Origin of the sequence: Photobacterium proteolyticum (assembly GCF_001939735.1) — a bacterium.
Lineage (GTDB): Bacteria > Pseudomonadota > Gammaproteobacteria > Enterobacterales > Vibrionaceae > Photobacterium > Photobacterium proteolyticum.
The window spans coordinates 150,413-167,809 of the sequence record NZ_MJIL01000079.1 but is presented as its reverse complement, the minus strand read 5'-3'; the positions used below and the strand labels follow the sequence as shown (position 1 = coordinate 167,809).

The following is a 17,397-nucleotide window of genomic DNA, read 5'->3' as shown; positions in this document are numbered from 1 at the left end:
CCATCGCCAGTGTGTCGGTGATGGCACAAGTACCGGGAGTTCCGGGACTGGAGCCGGAGCAAAACTGGGACCTAAACGGTTATGTCAAATACATGGCCACGGTAATTTTGCCCGACGGTCAAAGTGAAGGGCTCGATCATCTCATCCACCAGCGGTTTAACTTTGAATATCGTTTTAATCCGGATGTACGTTTTAATGTCGGCATGCGCAATCGCCTGTTATTCGGTGATAGCGCAGAAACAGCAAGATTTGGTCAGCTGGTGGGTTTTGACCCCGGTTATATGGACCTAACGACCAATTGGCTCGATAAGAACGGTATCGTCGGAACGACGCAATTTGATCGCCTGTATCTCACCTGGCAGCATCAGGACTGGCAGCTGCAAACTGGTCGCTTTCGGATTAACTGGGGAATGGCAACGCTGTGGAATCCCAATGATATCTTCAATTCGTATTCGATTTATGACTTTGATTACGAAGAGCGTTCCGGCACAGATGCGGTGATGATCAGCCGCAAGTTAGGATTTGCCAGTGCGGTTGATGTGGTTTACAGCCCAAGCCAGGACAGCGAGCTGCACAGCTATGCAGGACGTTATTTCTTTAATTGGCAGGAATGGGATATGCAGCTGCTGGTGGGCAAATCGGGTTTGGACAATGTGGTTGGGGCAGGCTTTGCCGGAGACATTAAAGGGGCTGGTTTTCGCGGTGAGATCAGTTGGTTCGATCCGGTCCGAGACGAATGGCGGGGTGAAAGCCTGACATCCACCTCTGTTGCCAGTATCGAGGTCGATTACAGTTTCGGCGGGAAACGCAACTGGATGGCACGTGCAGCGCTTTTACATACTTCTGATCCACAAGAGCCGCGAAATGCTCTGGCATTTCTTAATTTGCCACTCACTGCCCGTACCCTGAGCTTTACCGAATTAAGTAGTTACGCCGATGCCAGTTTTGATATTTCACCGCTGAGCCGGCTGACTTTCTCGGGGACCTACTATGATGACGGCTCGTTTTTTGTCGGTGCAAGCAATACCTATTCATTGGCCGATGACTGGCAGATGCTCACAGTCATCCAGCGGTTTGACGGCAGTAGTGATAGCCTGTTTGGGCAAACGGCCAATACACAGCTGTTCTGGCAGGTAAGGTGGAGTTTTTAGAGCTCTGGAAGATAACTGCTGAAGGTGAGTAACGGGCAGCGAGTTACCCGTTACTCATGGTTTTAGGCTTGGTTAGGCCATGTTGTGGCTTTGACCACCAGCATCTCTTAGCCAGTTGTGCAGGTGGGTTTGCAAATCACCAAGCTGATCAGGGCCGATGATTGCCAGCCCCAGATCCTGGGCTCGGACCAGGTCATGGTGGCGTAGCGGGCGGAAGCTGACCAACATTGCACGAGCCTGCAGGCCGCCAAGTAGGTCTCGCAGAGATTCCAGCTTGTAAAGTGTGTCATCGCCGTCGTCACGCATTCCTTTGGTCTTACATTCGATGATATGAAGCTTGTTATTGACCACGGTAGCCACATCCAGCTCATTTCGGACTTCGCGCTCGCCAATTTTACGGTATACCTGCACACCCAGAGAGTGATCCTGAATGGTCGGCAACTCGTTCTGAATTGCACGGACAGTGCTGTGTACCAGATTTTCCAGCCATTCACCATTGGCAAAACGGCGAGCTTCTTCGTGTTTGAATGTCAGGATGCCATTGTTGTAGGTGGCAAGCCCCGTATCTTCCAAATCGGCCAGCAGCATCCCTAGCTCTTTGTAGCCTTGCTGTTTTTCGCTCAGCGCGACATCGAGTTTCTGCTCTTTGCGACAGGTGGTCGCAAGGTAGTTAAGGGTGGCAAGTCCTGGCCCAAGTTCCAGGGCTGAGCTTGCCCAGCGCTGACCCAGCTCCCACAGCTGGTCGTTTAGCGCTTCTGGAACAGTGCTTTCCGGCAGCTCGCAGCGGGCGCCGAAAATGGTCAGGTAGTCGGTAAGCTGGATTCTGTCTTCGACCTGCTGTTGCTCGCGGTCATTTGGATATAGCCAGCACATCTCGTCACTGTATGGCTCAATGACATAAATCGGCCAGTGGTAGGTACGAAATACTTCATAGGCCGATAACAGGCGGTGGCGAAGTCCGCAGCTGGCATTGAACCAAATTTCGGACTGTTGCTGTTTTAGCTCGGCGGCTAGTTCGTTAAGGCGGCGGCGGATGCAGGTGATGTTGATGGAATCTGGAATGGTAAAGAATTCGGCTTGAATATTTCGAGGTGCAAGTATCGAAGCCAGTCGGTCATACTGTTCCTGCTGATCCAGAGTGCCGATAAAAACCATCTTATCGGCAGGGATGCCATGGTCGAGTAAAGGGGTTATCAGTCTTACGGGGTCCTGATCGATAATGCCAACGTGAGTAATCATAATCATCCTTATGCTTTTACTCGTGTAGGCATATTAAAGAGTGGGGAGCAAAAGAACAGGCCAACACGACTTTTAGCAATTTATAGCTTTTAATGTTTAGTTCGATAATAGATATGGGGACGGAATATAAAGAATTCAAGTAAATACCGTCACCGTGAGCAATTTATCCGGTTTTGCTTCAGGGAATGTCCGCTTACTGTAAGTATTTGTCATTAATCACTACTTTGTCATTTTTTCGCGATTTGATTATTGGCTGGGAATATTTGCCGGTATCCGGAAGGATTTTGAGATAATGCTGCCGAAAATGATTGAAATCCTAAGTATGACGGTGACAATAGAGGGGATTGTATTAGCTTGTATTAATTATGACTCAGAAGCTCACTATTCTTGATATTGCCAAACTGGCTGGGGTCGGAAAATCAACCGTATCCCGTGTCCTCACCAATGATCCAAAGGTAAAACCGGAAACCCGTGAAAAGGTTGAGCAGGTGATCCGGGATTCCGGCTATGTACCGTCCAAGTCTGCACAGGCTATGCGGGGAGGCAGCGCCAAGGTGGTCGGGATCATTCTTTCGCGTCTGGACTCTCCGTCAGAAAATAAAGCGGTAAGCGGGATCCTGGAAGTGATCTATCAGGCTGGCTACGATGCCGTGATCATGGAAAGCCAGTTCAGTGCCGAGAAAACCAACGAACATCTTGCTGTTTTGCAGAAGCGTAATGTCGATGGGGTGATAGTGTTTGGCTTCTCCGATTGCGATTTGTCGGCGATAGAGGCGCTCAAGCATAAAGCGGTCGTCATTGCGGTGGATACCGATAGGATCTCGTCAGTCGGTTACGACAATCATGGCATTATCGAACTTGCCATGAACCATTTCGTACAGCAGGGCAAGCAACACATTAGTTATATGGGGGTAGATCCGAGCGATAAGACCACCGGCCTGATGCGTTTGAACGCCTATAAGGCCTGCTGTCAGAAGGCTGATATCGCCCCGTGTTATCAGACTGGCCAGCTTAGCCATGAAAGTGCCTACCAGCTAACGGATGATGTGATCCGACCTGAAACAGAGGCGATAGTCTGTGCCAGTGATACCTTGGCCATGGGCGTTGCCAAACGATTGCAGGAGTTGGGGCGCAGCGATATTCAAGTATCCGGTGTCGGGGCCACAGATCTTCTCTCTTTCATTTTCCCCAATACCTTCAGTATTGATCCGGGCTACTTCAAGGCAGGCCATGCTTCGGCTAACTTGTTGATTAAGCAGCTTTCCGGGCAGCAGACTATTACCCATTTGACCCAAGAGGCAAGCCTCTAACCCGGGCGAAAAGCTAAACGGGCTCGCTTATCCTACAATCGTGTTATAGGTGGGGCTCGTTTAATAAGTAACCTGAATGTGTGAACTGATTCACGTTGTGGGAATGTTCCCATTTCCTTTTTTGGGTGGCTTTGCCATTATTTATCCCGAGCGATGGGAACATTCCCATTGCGGGATAACAATAACGACATTCCCTATCAAATATAAACATGGACATCGGCATGAGTAAGATTAATCGACAGCAAATCGAGCGTCTGGTGGAGTTAATCGGTGGCAGTGACAACATTGCTAGCGTTAGTCACTGTCTGACCCGACTGCGTTTTGTTCTTAGCGATACTGACAAGGCTAACGTCAAAGAAATTGAAGAAATCCCAATGGTGAAAGGGTGTTTCACCAATGCGGGTCAATTTCAGGTAGTGATCGGTACCGAAGTAGACGAGGTATATAAAGTTTTAACAGAGATGACGGGCAGTGCCGGCGCCAGCAAGGAAGAGGCAAAAGTGGCAGCCCGCCAGAATATGAGCTTGCTGGAGCGAGGAATTTCACACCTTGCCGAAATATTTGTTCCGTTGCTGCCAGCAATCATCACCGGTGGTCTGATCCTCGGTTTCCGTAATGTTATCGGCGACATCCGGATGTTTGATGGTCAGACTCTGACCGAAATCAGCCAGTTCTGGGCGACAGTGCACTCCTTCCTGTGGCTGATTGGCGAAGCGATTTTCTTCTTCCTGCCGGTTGGTGTGTGTTGGTCGACAGTGAAGAAACTGGGCGGGACCCCGATTCTGGGTATCGTACTGGGTGTGACTCTGGTATCACCGCAGCTGATGAATGCCTATCTCATCGGGCAGCAAGTACCCGAAAGTTGGGACTTTGGCCTGTTCGTCATTGAAAAGGTCGGTTATCAGGCTCAGGTGATCCCGGCAATGTTGGCAGGTATCGCATTAGCGTTTATTGAAACCAACCTCAAGCGGATTATTCCGGCGTACCTGTACCTGGTTATTGTACCGTTTGTCTCTATCATTGTGTCAGTGATCCTTGCCCACGCATTCATCGGTCCGTTCGGTCGTATGCTGGGTGATGTAGTTGGTTACGCGGCGAAAGTGGCAATGACAGGTGACTTTGCGATTCTGGGTGCCATGGTCTTTGGCTTCCTGTACGCACCGCTGGTAATCACCGGTGTTCACCACACAACCAATGCGATTGACCTTCAGCTAATGCAAGACATGGGCGGTACGCCAATCTGGCCTCTGATTGCGCTGTCTAACATTGCTCAGGCATCGGCTGTTATGGGTATCATCTGGATCAGCAAAAAACACAACGAGCGTGAAATCTCTGTACCGGCTGCAATCTCTGCCTACCTGGGTGTTACTGAGCCTGCGATGTACGGTATTAACCTTAAGTACAAGTTCCCGATGCTAAGTGCCATGATTGGTTCTGCGATTGCCGCTGCAATCTGTGGTAGCGCCGGTGTCATGGCGAACGGTATCGGTGTGGGCGGTCTGCCGGGTATCCTGTCAATCCAGCCTCAGTACTGGATGGTATACCTAGTCGCCATGCTAGTTGCAGTTATTGTACCAATCGCTCTTACTCTGATTATGTACAAGCGTGCACAGGCGAAAGGCGAAATCGAACAATCTCCTCAAACTGCTTAATAAGTAGATAAACCTACAAAATACAGCGATAAAAACTGGCTGCCGGTATTCATAGGCAGCCACATCAAACTTCAATTCAACATTCAGGCTAGACACGATGAAAGAGCAATTTGAATGGTGGCGTACGGCGACTATTTACCAAATCTATCCTAAGAGCTTTTGCGACAGCGGAAGTCAGGGTACGGGTGATATTCAAGGGATTATCTCAAAGCTCGATTATCTGAAAACATTAGGTGTCGACGCGATTTGGCTGACGCCGGTTTACAGCTCGCCAATGATCGATAACGGCTACGACATTTCCGATTATTACAACATCAACTCTGACTTTGGCACCATGGCCGATTTCGACCAGCTGCTAGAGCAAGCTCACCAGCGTGGGATCCGTATCGTAATGGATATCGTGGTCAACCACACATCGACCGAGCATGCTTGGTTCCAGTCGGCACTGGGGGATAAGAGCAGCCCTTATCGTGATTACTACATTTGGAAAGATCCGGTAGATGGCGGAGCGCCAACCAACTGGCAGTCCAAGTTCGGCGGTAATGCCTGGGAGCTTGATGAAGCAACGGACCAGTACTACCTTCACCTGTTTGCCAAAGAGCAGGCTGACCTGAACTGGGAAAACCCGCAGGTGCGCCAGGAAGTGAAAGATGTAATTAGCTTCTGGGCTGAAAAAGGTGTTGATGGTTTCCGCCTGGATGTTATCAACCTGATTTCCAAGCAACAGGATTTTCCGAATGACTGTCTGGGCGACGGTCGCCGCTTTTACACTGACGGTCCTCGGGTGCATGAGTACCTGCAGGAGATCAGCGAGGCCGTGTTCCAGAAATATGGTTCGGTCACCGTTGGCGAAATGTCATCCACGACACTGGAGCATTGCCAGCAATACTCTTCGCTGGACAGTAAAGAGCTGTCGATGGTCTTTAACTTCCACCACCTCAAAGTCGATTACTCGAATGGCGAGAAATGGACCAAGGCGCCGTTTGACTTCCAGCAGTTAAAAGAGATTTTTAACCACTGGCAGCAAGGCCTCAATGGCAAAGGCTGGGGAGCACTGTTCTGGTGCAACCACGACCAGCCGCGTGTTGTCAGCCGCCTCGGTGATGATCAGCAATACCGTGTCGAGTCGGCCAAAATGCTAGCCGCGTCTGTCCATATGATGCAGGGCACACCATATGTATACCAGGGTGAAGAAATTGGCATGACCAACCCGGGCTATACATCAATAGATCAGTATCGTGATGTCGAAAGTACCAATATGTACGACATCATGGTTAACGAACATGGCGTAACCGAGCAGGAAATGCTGGCTATCCTGGCCCAGAAATCTCGCGATAATTCTCGTACGCCAATGCAGTGGAACGACAGCCAATATGCTGGTTTCTCTGCGGGTACACCTTGGCTGGAAGTAGCTGCTAACTATCCGGAAATCAATGCGGAAAAAGCGGTTGCCGATGACAACTCGGTTTTCCATTTCTATCGCCGCCTGATTGAGCTGCGTAAGGAAATCGAAGTTATCACGACTGGTGACTACACCGATATGATGCCGGAGCACGACAGCATCTTCTGTTACAAGCGGGAATCCGAGTCTCAGGTACTGGTTTGTATCAATAACTACTATGGCGAAGTGGTTGAATGTTTCCTGCCTAAAGCCCTGGAGCTTGAAGAGAGTGAGTATGTGCTGTCGAACTATGCCGGTGTTACCGAGCAAAAACCGACACATTGTTTTGCTCTGCAACCGTATGAAACCCGAGTACTGCTGATCAACCGATAATAACAACGAGCATTGTTGACAGGGATTAGGTAATGAATGCTGAAGCAATGACTTGGCTTAACCAGCCAAAACAATTTTTGGTGGACGGTGGCGAGTTAACAATCGTCACCGAGCCAGAAACGGACTTCTGGCAACGTAGCTATTATGGTTTTCAGAACGAAAATGCTCCGGCGCTGCTGGCCAGCATTGACGAAAACTTCACCCTGTCAGTTAGGGTTCGTTTTGACTATAAAGCCCGGCTGGATCAGGCCGGGATCGTTATCTACCTTAATAAGGACAATTGGTTCAAGGCATCGATCGAGCATGAAAACCCGCATCTGGCGAGGCTCAGTAGTGTCGTGACAAACTTTGGATATTCAGACTGGTCGGGAACGGATATCGCCTCGACCACTGAAGTCTGGTTCAGGCTCAGCCGTCGGGGACCGGACTTTCTGATTGAATCCTCGTTTGACGGCGAGCACTACAGTCAGATGCGGGTGTTTCATCTTCACTTGCTGGGGGAAACGACTCAGGAAATGGGGCAGGTGGACCCCCCGCCACCAGCCTCGTTGCCTGTTAGCGTCGGCTACTATGCATGCAGCCCGCTCGATTCGAGTTTTGAAGCTCGCTTTGATGAGGTTCAGTTGGGACTATGCAGCTGGACGGCACCCAAGATGTAACTCAGTGCTTGTTTATATCTAGAGATAGATAAAAAAACACCTCGACCAGATATCTGGCCGAGGTGTTTTTGTATATAGGTAAGAGCAGGTTCTGGTTAGGCTGTCGGTAACTGTGAGGCCAAAAGCCAGATAGCCAGAACAAAGAACACCAGCCCCATAAATTTGTGCTGGTTGGTTCTGAATTTTTCATTTTTAAGCAAAGGCTGTCCCAGGCTGCCGACCATAGTGACCAGGAACAGGTTAAACAGCAGTCCGAGCACATTCAGTAACAGTCCAAGTACCAGCATTTGTTCGCCCGATGACGCCGAAACCTGGCCCGAGACAAACTGTGGCAGGAAAAGGACAAAGAAGATCAGTGCTTTTGGGTTTAGCAGGTTACTGATCACGGCGCGGCGGTAGAGAGTTTTAGCCAGGCCTGAAGTATGTTCGACATCCGGTGCATCTGCCGGGTTGGTGCGCATACAGTCCCAGCCCATTTTAAGCAGGTAGGCACCACCTAGCAGGCGCAGGCCCTGAAGGGCAATAGGGTTCATGGCGATCAGTGCTGAAACGCCCATTGCGGCAAGAATGGTCAGTACGACACCAGAGGTGGCATTACCAAGGCTTGCAAATACGCCGACTTTTTTGCCATAGCTCAGGCTAGAGCTGGCGATCAGTAACATATCCGGTCCGGGCATAAGTAATAGGGCGACTACCGCCGTCAGGTATACCGGCAGTACGGTGAAATCTATCATTATCAAGGTGCTGTTCAGAAAGAAGGGCTGGATTCTACCTCCAAATTCAGTCGAATAGAATAATTGATGTCAATAAATTGGTTGATATTTCCGCGGTATTATTCTTTGGTGGTTTTTTGTACTAATTATGACTAAGTGAATTTTATGCGTTATACGCTATTGCTGCTGGATGGAGTTAACGCTATAGAAAGAGTGGTGAAATATTGAGCACTTTTTTTATGGTAGTTATTGTTTTTATTTAAGTTTGCGCGCTGTGAGCTAAACCGCAAAAATGCCTGTCGCCATCATAATCATCTTGTTGGGGAATAGAGAGTTGCATATTATGTCTTGATAGTTGGGCTTTATCTGTTGAGGTTTGTCTATTAATGTCTGCGTTCATTAATGCCCTGTTGTCCTATCCTGTCGTTATCTTCTCTGTTCCTTTCTGTCTCTTTTTCGGATTGATGCTCATCGACCTGATCTTTGATTTGTCTGACGGCAGCCTCGGCGATGCAGATGGCGTGGATTTGGATTCGGGCTGGTCAGCCAAGTTAATGCTGCCGCCAATTGTTTCTCAGGTTCCATTGCCTGTAGCACTGACGGTGAGTAGCTTCTTTGCGGTGGTGCTGACGTATTACCTCGATCAATATCTGTTTGGCCTGCTTTCTGGTGCTGTTTTTTACGCGGTTACCGTGCCGGCACTGTTTGTTATCTATTACCTGTCTCTTCATATTTCTGCCTTTGTACTTAAGCCGCTAGGGCCGGTGTTCAATGCCAAAAATGCATTCGCCAAAATTAGCTATGAAGGGATGAGAGCCAGTGTCCGCAGCAACCAGATCTCTGCAGAGCATGGCGAGGTTGTGATCCGCCAGGACGGAAATGAAATTCAGTTAGATGCCTATATTGAGGGAGAGGGTGATATTCACTACGGCGATGAAGTCGTCATCATCTCGAAACACCCAAGCCTGGAAAAATACCTGGTCGCCAAGATTTAGTTTCTTGCCTTTATTTGCTTCTAGCCTACCCATTACACCGTTGGCCTGAATAACAGGCTAACGGCTTATATTATTTATTAAGTTTACAAAGGAGTTGTCCGATGGTTTTGTCTCCAAGCATGATGTTTATTCTTGCTGGTATTGGAATTGTTTTGGTGATCTTGCTATTCCTGACCTCACGCTATCGTAAAGTTCGCAACGAAGGTGAAGCCCTGATCATCAACGGCGTTGATCGTACCCGTGCCTCTCTGACTGGTACGTTCGTCTGGCCGGTCGTTAACCGTGCGGAATATATGGACATCACCCGTAAGAAGATTTCGGTGGTTCGCAGCGGTCGCAAAGATCAGGAAGGTGAAGAATACGAAGGCCTGCATTGTAAAGACAACATTCGTGCTGACTTAAAAGTCGATTTCTATATTGGTGTCAACCACGAAGAAGATGACATTATTCGTGTCGCCAAGCTATTTACCACCATCGGTGCATCAAACCCGGAGCGCCTGAAAGAACACTTCCAGCCGAAATTCTCCGAAGCATTGAAGACAGCCGTGAAGCAATTTGGATTTGAAGAACTGCTGACGAACCGCCGTGCGTTCCGTGATGCCGTAGTCACAGTGATCGGCAGCGAGATGGATGGCTTCAAAATTTACGATGTGGTTATCGACAAGGTCGATCAAACGGCGCTGGAAGCGCACGATCCTAACAACATTTTGGATGTTGAAGGGATCCGTAAGATCTCCTCGATCACATCGGTGAAAAACACGGAAACCAATGCGATCCGTCAGGATGAGCAAACCTCGATCAAGAAGAAAAATGTCGAAGCAGAAGCCAACCGTCTGCAACTCGACAAGCAGGAAAAAGAAAGTATCGCCCGTACCCAGCGTGAGGTCGATATTATCAAGGCACAAGAGCAGGCACTGGCTGAAGAAAAGCGTCAGGAGTACGAGCGTATTACTCGTCTGGCTCAGCTAGAGACAGAAGAAGAAGTCTCGAAGAGGAAAGAGTCGGTCGAGATGGAAGTCGAGATGACTCGTATTGCCAACCAGCGTCAGGTTGCTATTCAGCAAGAAGAGCTGAGCCGGGCAGTAGAAACTGAAAAAGTCAGAACGGCAGCGGAAGTTGCGCAGAAAGAGATGGATAAAGAGACCACCGTCGAAGAGGCGATGAAGTCGGTGGCGGAAACTCGCTCCCAGCGTGTTGAGATTGAACGTAAGATTGCTCGCGAGGAAGAAGAGACAGAGAACCTGCGTGCCACAGAGCAGGTTAACCGCCAGAAGAAAGTCCGGATGATTGAAGCCGAGGCAGAAGCAGAAGCCAAACAGCTTGAATTGCTGGTGGCGGCGAAAGCCGAGAAAGAAGCAGCCAAAGAACAGGCTGACAAGCTGCTTATTGAAAACGAAGCGGAAATTAAGATCCGTACCCGTGATGCCGAGAATGAGCTGGCTGTGAAAACGCGCATTGCCGAAGCTGAATATGCTGTGCAGACCAAGCAGGCAGAAGCGGAATTTGTTAAGCAGGATCGTGAAGCGGCTGCGAAAGAGCGTATGGCGCAGGCTGAGAAAGAACAGATCAGTGCCACAGGCTTGGCCGAGGTTGAAGTAGAACGCGAACGTGCTGTAGCGATTAAGGAAACGGGTGAAGCCGAAGCCTTTGCACTGCAATCTGCCGGTGAGGCGGAAGCAGAAGCACTGCGTGCGAAAGGTTTGGCAGAAGCCGAAGCTCAGACTGCTCGCTTCGAGGCAGCGCGCCAGTATGACGATCAGACACGTGAGCACGACAAGTGGGTGATGCAGCTTCAGCAGCAGAAAGATCTGGAAATTGCCCGTATTAACGCCCAGCAGGAAGTGTCGTCCGAAAGTGCGAAAGCGCTGGCTCAGGCACTGGCAGCAGCGGATATTAAGCTGTTCGGTGGTGAAGGTATGGAGCAGATTCGCCGTACGGTGATCGATTCAGCTGCGCTGGATAATCGCTTTAGCGAGTCTGAGGTCTTGTCGCCATTGGTTAGCGAGTACATGAACGGTAATCGCAGCCTGCCGCAGGATCTGAAAGATATTCTTGAAAACACTGAACTCAAATCTAACGATATCAGCAATATCGCCATTGCGAATCTGCTGAATTCGGCCAACAGCCCAGCTGACTTGCTATCGACGCTGAAAGAAAAGTTATCAGCTAAAACAGATAGCTCGCTTGATAGTTAACTGACAGGCAACCCCCCTAGGACTTGAGGCTTGAGGCTTGAGGCTTGAGACTTAATGCCTGAGGGGGGTTCAAGGATTGAGTAAAGTGACAGAAACTACGACTGATAGTGCAATTGATAAAGCTGTTGGCGAAGCTGGGGCCTATGAAGTTCTTAAATCCCGGCTTTCCCAGCAAGGTGATGCATTAAAATCTCTGGCGCAGACATTTAATCAAAAGCGTCAGGAAACCTTTGGCGGCAGTGAGTTCTCGCTAACCGGCAAAGCCAATGTTCAGACCGATAGCCGAAGTATTCCGGTCGACATGGCCCAGGTAAATGGCCAGTTGCTGTTCGGCTATCAGGTATTCATGGGGCTTAAAACAGCGCCCGCTCTGAATGATGTATTTGGTTTGTATACCCTGTCTGAGAATGACGGCACATTCCGAATGGACCCGGTAGGGCTTGAAGACTCATTTCTTAGCGACCCCCAGTTCAGCCACGAATTTACCGAGCTGTTTACCTACTACAAAGATGCTCGCTTATCGCAAATCTCCCGCCAGGAAAATATTCTGTATCTGGCGTTTCAAATTGGGATGCGGGCGGAAGACCGTAAAGTGTTCCGGTTTGAAATCGGCAAGGACTCGGTGCGATATCTCGATGCTCAGGGCCAGCGAGCACTTGCTTCTGCCCAGCAGCATGATTTTGAATGGGTGATGACAACCCGCGACGATCACATCAGCGGCGAACACCCGCATGTATCGATTAAAGATCGTCTGTTTGTCGAGTGTGTCGGCGGCGACCTGACCATCAAGGTCGAAAATAATACCGAAGAAGGACAGGGGATCTACGACGAACCGGTTGATGATGCCTATCAGACCATCGCCGATGCCGAGATCGCCTATGCTGAAGTCGGCGATTTGATCTTGCTGAAAATGCTGCCGAACCGGGAAAAAGAGTATCGCTATTTCATTTATAACTCGCTGAACCTGCAAGTTGTCAGAGCAGATGCCATCGGTGTCAGTGGCAAGGAACTGCCGGAAAATCACGGTATTTTATACTCTCATGGTTATGTACTGGCTAACGGTGAGAGCAAGAGCTTCGAGGAATCATGGCAAGAGCTGCATTTCTTCAAGCAGGTGACCTCGCCAAATGGCGAAGATATTCTCTATTTCTTCTTTGATGTCGAGAAAGGCTCCTACGTTATCTACACCTATAACCTGATTGAGAAGGCATTTTCCGCGCCGATGCACAGCCATGGTTATAGTGTGTATCCCGATGGTCGCATGCTGATGTTCCGGGTATCCGAGAATGCCGAGGCCTCGACCATCCACCCGCTGCGGATCTGGCAGACGCCGTTCACCGATATAGAAAACTACACCCAGACAAACAGGGAAGGGGCGGATCCGTTTCTGGTCAACCTGGGTAACGCCGAGTTAGTCCGCGCGCTTTCGTCGCTGTTGTCTATCTGTCAGCTGGCGCAAAGCGAAGAAGTAAGCCAAACCGCCTATGAAGCGCTGCTTAAAACCTGTCAGACAACACTGGATACCTATGACTGGCTAAGCAATGCGACAGCGCTCGGCCTTGGTGATGCGGTAAGTCAGCTAATGGCAACGGCTGATCTCATCATCGATGAGTTCGCCAAAGTTCGCCAGCTCCAGCAGCATGCTGAAACTGCTATGGCCCGGCAGCAGGAAAAAGTGACTGAGCTGGTGGGTAGCCTGAAACTGGCGCCCCGTGATGAAGCCAATACCCTGCTGGATTTGCTCGCCCAGCTAAAAGCGGAAGTGGGCAATGTGATGGCATTGCGCGATCATCGCTATATGCCTGAAGATCAGGTGCTTGAACTACAGGAGCAACTTGATCATCACAGGCAGGATCTCAACAAGGTATTGCTGGATCTGCTGCAAGATGAAAAAGCCTATCTCCCGTATAAGCAAGATATCGCGTCAATTGATGATCAGCTGTTAACTTCCGAGAAAACCACTGAGCTGGCAGCATTGCAGGAGCGTGTCGATCGCGTCCGTAATAATCTGGCATTGGTAACGGAAGAAGTTGCTGATATCGAAACTGATGACCCGACTCAGTCTACACGTATCCTCGATCTGACAACGGAAGTGACCGCCAAGCTGAATGCAACGTCGGCCCGCCTCAAGCAAAAGCATCAGGCACTGCGTGGTGGCGAGGCGAAAGCCGAGTTCAGTTCGCAGTTCAAGCTGTTGGCTCAGTCCGTTAATAGCGCAATGGAGCAGGCACAAACCCCTGAACAGTGCGATGAACAACTGGCGAAACTGATTGGCCAGTTGGAAAAGCTGGAATCACGATTTGCCGACTTTGATGAGTTTTTGGCTGAAATTTATGCCAAACGTGATGAAATCCAGTCGACACTGGAAGGCCATAAACAGCAGCTGATCACCGCGCAGCAACGTCGGGTGCAAAACCTGAATCAGGCGGCGGATGTCACCTTCAAAAGTATTGAGAAGCGGGTGGCCCGCTTTGAAGATGTCGCGGCACTTAATAGCTTCTTTGCAACCGATAACATGGTTCAGAAGCTGCACCAATTGTCTAAGTCTATTCGTGATCTTGGTGATAGCGTTAAAGCCGATACGATTGATAGTCGCCTTAAGGCTGCACAGGATCAGGCGCTTCGCTCCCTTCGCGATAACCAGGACATTTTCGAGCAGGGCGGTAAAGTACTGCGCCTTGGCAAGCATCGATTTAGCGTTAACCAACAGGCACTGGATCTTAGTTTAGTTGAACACGATAGCGCGTTGAGCTTGCATATCTCTGGTACCGACTACTATGAACCGGTAACCAACCAGGAATTTCTGGACTTGCAGTCGATGGCCAAACTGGATGTGGCTTCAGAGACCGACAATGTCTATCGTGCCGAATACCTTGCCTACAACGTACTCAAATCAGCTCAGCAACAGCAGGAGAACCTGACGGTAGAAGAGCTGCTTAAGGCGCTCAAAGACAACACCTTGCTCAAGCTGATCCAGACCTATGCCGCGCCACGTTACCGCGAGGGTTACGTCAAAGGTGTGCATGACCACGATGCCGAGAAGATTCTGCAGGCAGTGCTGCCATGTTATGAGCAGGCTGGATTGCTGCGCTTTGATCAGTCATCAAGAGCCAATGCGTTGCTCTGGCTGGTGGAGACGATTGAGGAAGATATCGAGCAGTGGCGCAAGCAGGCTCGCAATGCCTTGTTGATGAAACAGCATCTTTCATCAGTGACGGCATTTGATGCCCTCAAAGAGGCGCTGATAGAAGAACTGCCGCAATATGTGCCGTGCGATCTCGAACGTAGTGCCGATTATGCCATCCGCCTTCTGGGGCAAGCTTCACTGCAGGCTGAGGTTAGCCGTGATGCTATCGAGTTGTGTGATGTTTATCTGGCATTTCGCCGGAGTTTGGGCTGGTTGCCTGAATCATCATCCGATGCATCGGAATTTGCCGATCATCTGCAATGGCTGACAGCTTATAGCGAGCACCAGCAGCAAGGGCAGGCATTTGTCACCGAGGCGGCGGCATTGGCGACAATTCGCGACAATAGCCGTGTAATGTTAAGCCCGGTCGATTTCTCCTTACAGCTCAAAGTTACTGGCTTGCTGGGTGAGCACCAGCGGATCCAAGATGGTGCGCTGACGATTACCTTGGATGAGTTTCTTCAGCGCTGTCAGCATCATGATAGCCACACTATCCCGCAATATGATGCCTACCTGAAGCAGCGTGCAGCTTTGTTGGAACAGGCCAAGCACACTATTCGCCTGGGTGAGTTCAAGCCGCGTCCTCTGACGTCATTTGTCCGCAACAAGCTGATCAGTGACAGTTACTTGCCGCTAATTGGCGACAACCTGGCAAAACAGATGGGGGCAATGGGAGACAACAAGCGAACCGATTTAATGGGGATGCTATTGCTGATCTCACCTCCGGGTTACGGTAAAACAACGCTGATCGAGTACGTTGCCCACAAACTCGGTTTAGTATTTATGAAGATCAATGGCCCGTCTATCGGCCATGAGGTCACCTCGCTCGATCCTCAGGATGCCCCAGATCAGAATGCAGCTCGTGAGGTCGAGAAGATCAACCTGGCATTCGAGATGGGTAACAATGTTCTGCTGTATCTCGATGATATTCAGCACACTAACCCTGAGTTCCTGCAGAAGTTCATTTCGCTGTGTGATGGTACGCGACGGGTAGAAGGTAGCTGGAAAGGCGAAACCAAAACCTACGATATGCGCGGCAAGAAGTTTGCCGTTGTGATGGCCGGTAACCCGTATACCGAGTCGGGCGATGTCTTCAAAATCCCTGATATGCTGGCAAACCGTGCCGATATCTACAACTTGGGTGACATGCTCTCTGATCAGAAAGCGGCCTTTGAGCTGTCCTTTATTGAGAACTCGCTGACCTCTAACTCGATTCTGGCGCCGCTGGCGACAAGGGATCTGAATGATCTGTACAGCATGATCGAGATGGCGAGAGGGGAGAACATTGCACTGAGTGATCTTAGCCATCCGTATTCGTCGACCGAGGCCAACGAGATTGTTGCAACTCTCGATAAGCTACTGAAAGTGCAGCAAACCGTGCTGAAAGTGAATCAGCAGTACATTGCCTCTGCCGCCATGGCGGATGAATACCGCGTTGAACCACCGTTCAAGCTTCAGGGCTCGTACCGGAACATGAACAAGCTGGGTGAAAAGATCTCGCCGGTGATGACCGATGAAGAGCTTCAAACCCTGCTTCAGGATCACTATCAGGGTGAAGCCCAGACGCTAACCGCCGGAACGGAAGAGAACCTTCTCAAGCTTGCAGAACTGCGTGGTGATATGACCGATGAGCAGCAACAACGCTGGCAGAGTATTAAAGACGGTTACCACCGCCGCCAGCAGATGGGTGACTCGGATGATCGCGCCGGACAGATGGTGCAGCAGATGGTGGCATTGAACCAGAGTGTCACTAAGGTGGCACAGTCGCTACTGCAAGAGCAACATTCACCGAATCGTTCGAACAAGGAGGCCAACGGTGACGAAGTTTGATATCCAGACTCTGCTGATTGAGAGTTTTGAAGACTACAAGCTAGATAACACGGAGCGCCGTGCGCTGGCTGATAAGCTGGCAACGGCCGAACTTAAGGCGGATGACTTATCGTATTTGCGTAACCAGAGCTTTAGCTTGGTGCAGCAAATCATTCGTGAGTCTGGCGATGCCCTGCAGGCGCTGAAGTGGCTAGAGCAGGTGATCAAGCAGCTGGACAAGGCGCGCGGCAGTGATGGCGAGGTGTTGGCAGAGTCTTGGTTCTCGCCGGGCAATAGTTGTGTGAATGGTATTCGCCATCAGCTAAAACGGGCTGTGAAATCGGTCGATATCTGTGTATTTACTATCGCTGATGATGATTTGACCGAGGCTATCTTAGCGACCCATAAGCGTGGTGTTAAGGTACGGATAATTACCGATAACGACAAAATCAACGATGTTGGTAGTGATATCGACTACCTTGCCCGTCAGGGTATCGAGATAAAACTCGATAACACTAGCTACCATATGCATCATAAATTTGCCTTGTTTGACGGTGAACGTTTGATTAACGGCAGTTTTAACTGGACGCGTAGTGCTTCGAAGTATAACTCCGAAGATATCACTTTAACCGACGATGGCCGTCATGTTCAGGCTTTTAGTCGCCATTTCGAGCAACTTTGGCACTACTTCCCTAACTATAGTCACTAAGGAA

The 17,397-nt window shown here is 49.9% G+C and carries 11 protein-coding genes; 9 read left to right on the top strand and 2 right to left on the bottom strand.

Translation table 11 applies throughout. From position 1 onward, the window contains the following. Positions 1-20: 20 nt before the first annotated feature. Positions 21-1,151: a hypothetical protein gene (locus tag BIT28_RS15465; protein ID WP_075765410.1), complete on the top strand. Its 1,131-nt coding sequence runs from the start codon at positions 21-23 to the stop codon at positions 1,149-1,151. A 72-nt stretch (positions 1,152-1,223) separates the two neighbouring features. Here BIT28_RS15465 and BIT28_RS15460 read toward each other — a convergent pair whose 3' ends face one another. Further along, positions 1,224-2,390 carry a Card1-like endonuclease domain-containing protein gene (locus tag BIT28_RS15460; protein WP_075765266.1) on the bottom strand — a complete coding sequence of 389 codons (1,167 nt, stop codon included), beginning with the start codon at positions 2,388-2,390 and terminating at the stop codon, positions 1,224-1,226. 365 nt (positions 2,391-2,755) lie between these two features. Here BIT28_RS15460 and treR point away from each other — a divergent pair, with 365 nt between their 5' ends. The 4 genes from treR (at position 2,756) to BIT28_RS15440 (ending at position 7,785) form a co-directional block, all read left to right on the top strand. Further along, positions 2,756-3,700 carry a trehalose operon repressor TreR gene (treR, locus tag BIT28_RS15455; RefSeq protein WP_075765264.1) on the top strand — a complete coding sequence of 315 codons (945 nt, stop codon included), beginning with the start codon at positions 2,756-2,758 and terminating at the stop codon, positions 3,698-3,700. A gap of 221 nt (positions 3,701-3,921) precedes the next feature. Next, entirely contained in the window at positions 3,922-5,352 is a 1,431-nt protein-coding gene (treB, locus tag BIT28_RS15450) for a PTS trehalose transporter subunit IIBC (protein ID WP_075765408.1), read from the top strand. Positions 5,353-5,449: 97 nt separating this feature from the next. After that, the gene (gene treC / locus BIT28_RS15445; protein ID WP_075765262.1) at positions 5,450-7,126 is read left to right on the top strand and encodes an alpha,alpha-phosphotrehalase; all 1,677 of its coding nucleotides are present in this window, start codon (positions 5,450-5,452) and stop codon (positions 7,124-7,126) included. A 32-nt stretch (positions 7,127-7,158) separates the two neighbouring features. Next, complete coding sequence (locus BIT28_RS15440; RefSeq protein WP_075765260.1) at positions 7,159-7,785, top strand: DUF1349 domain-containing protein; 627 nt, start codon at positions 7,159-7,161, stop codon at positions 7,783-7,785. A 95-nt stretch (positions 7,786-7,880) separates the two neighbouring features. Here BIT28_RS15440 and BIT28_RS15435 read toward each other — a convergent pair whose 3' ends face one another. Beyond that, positions 7,881-8,519 (bottom strand): LysE family translocator, encoded by a 639-nt coding sequence (locus tag BIT28_RS15435; RefSeq protein WP_075765258.1) that lies wholly within the window; start codon positions 8,517-8,519, stop codon positions 7,881-7,883. Between the two features lie 365 nt (positions 8,520-8,884). Between BIT28_RS15435 and BIT28_RS15430 the strand changes: the two genes are divergently transcribed. From BIT28_RS15430 to BIT28_RS15415, 4 genes are all read left to right on the top strand, one after another. Then, a complete protein-coding gene (locus tag BIT28_RS15430) occupies positions 8,885-9,493 on the top strand; it encodes a hypothetical protein (RefSeq protein WP_075765256.1) in 609 nt (202 codons plus the stop codon). Between the two features lie 101 nt (positions 9,494-9,594). After that, positions 9,595-11,688 (top strand): flotillin family protein, encoded by a 2,094-nt coding sequence (locus tag BIT28_RS15425; protein WP_075765254.1) that lies wholly within the window; start codon positions 9,595-9,597, stop codon positions 11,686-11,688. Positions 11,689-11,773: 85 nt separating this feature from the next. Continuing rightward, complete coding sequence (locus BIT28_RS15420; protein ID WP_083651878.1) at positions 11,774-16,705, top strand: DNA repair ATPase; 4,932 nt, start codon at positions 11,774-11,776, stop codon at positions 16,703-16,705. Beyond that, positions 16,692-17,393 carry a phospholipase D-like domain-containing protein gene (locus BIT28_RS15415; RefSeq protein ID WP_075765250.1) on the top strand — a complete coding sequence of 234 codons (702 nt, stop codon included), beginning with the start codon at positions 16,692-16,694 and terminating at the stop codon, positions 17,391-17,393. The genes BIT28_RS15420 and BIT28_RS15415 overlap by 14 nt, the downstream gene beginning before the upstream one ends. Positions 17,394-17,397 lie beyond the last annotated feature (4 nt).

Coding starts and splice junctions, on each gene's coding strand:
- treC (WP_075765262.1), top strand. CDS start 5,450: ATGAAAGAGCAATTTGAATGGTGGCGTACGGCGACTATTTACCAAATC.
- BIT28_RS15465 (WP_075765410.1), top strand. CDS start 21: ATGGCACAAGTACCGGGAGTTCCGGGACTGGAGCCGGAGCAAAACTGG.
- BIT28_RS15440 (WP_075765260.1), top strand. CDS start 7,159: ATGAATGCTGAAGCAATGACTTGGCTTAACCAGCCAAAACAATTTTTG.
- BIT28_RS15430 (WP_075765256.1), top strand. CDS start 8,885: ATGTCTGCGTTCATTAATGCCCTGTTGTCCTATCCTGTCGTTATCTTC.
- BIT28_RS15435 (WP_075765258.1), bottom strand. CDS start 8,519: ATGATAGATTTCACCGTACTGCCGGTATACCTGACGGCGGTAGTCGCC.
- BIT28_RS15460 (WP_075765266.1), bottom strand. CDS start 2,390: ATGATTACTCACGTTGGCATTATCGATCAGGACCCCGTAAGACTGATA.
- treR (WP_075765264.1), top strand. CDS start 2,756: ATGACTCAGAAGCTCACTATTCTTGATATTGCCAAACTGGCTGGGGTC.
- treB (WP_075765408.1), top strand. CDS start 3,922: ATGAGTAAGATTAATCGACAGCAAATCGAGCGTCTGGTGGAGTTAATC.
- BIT28_RS15425 (WP_075765254.1), top strand. CDS start 9,595: ATGGTTTTGTCTCCAAGCATGATGTTTATTCTTGCTGGTATTGGAATT.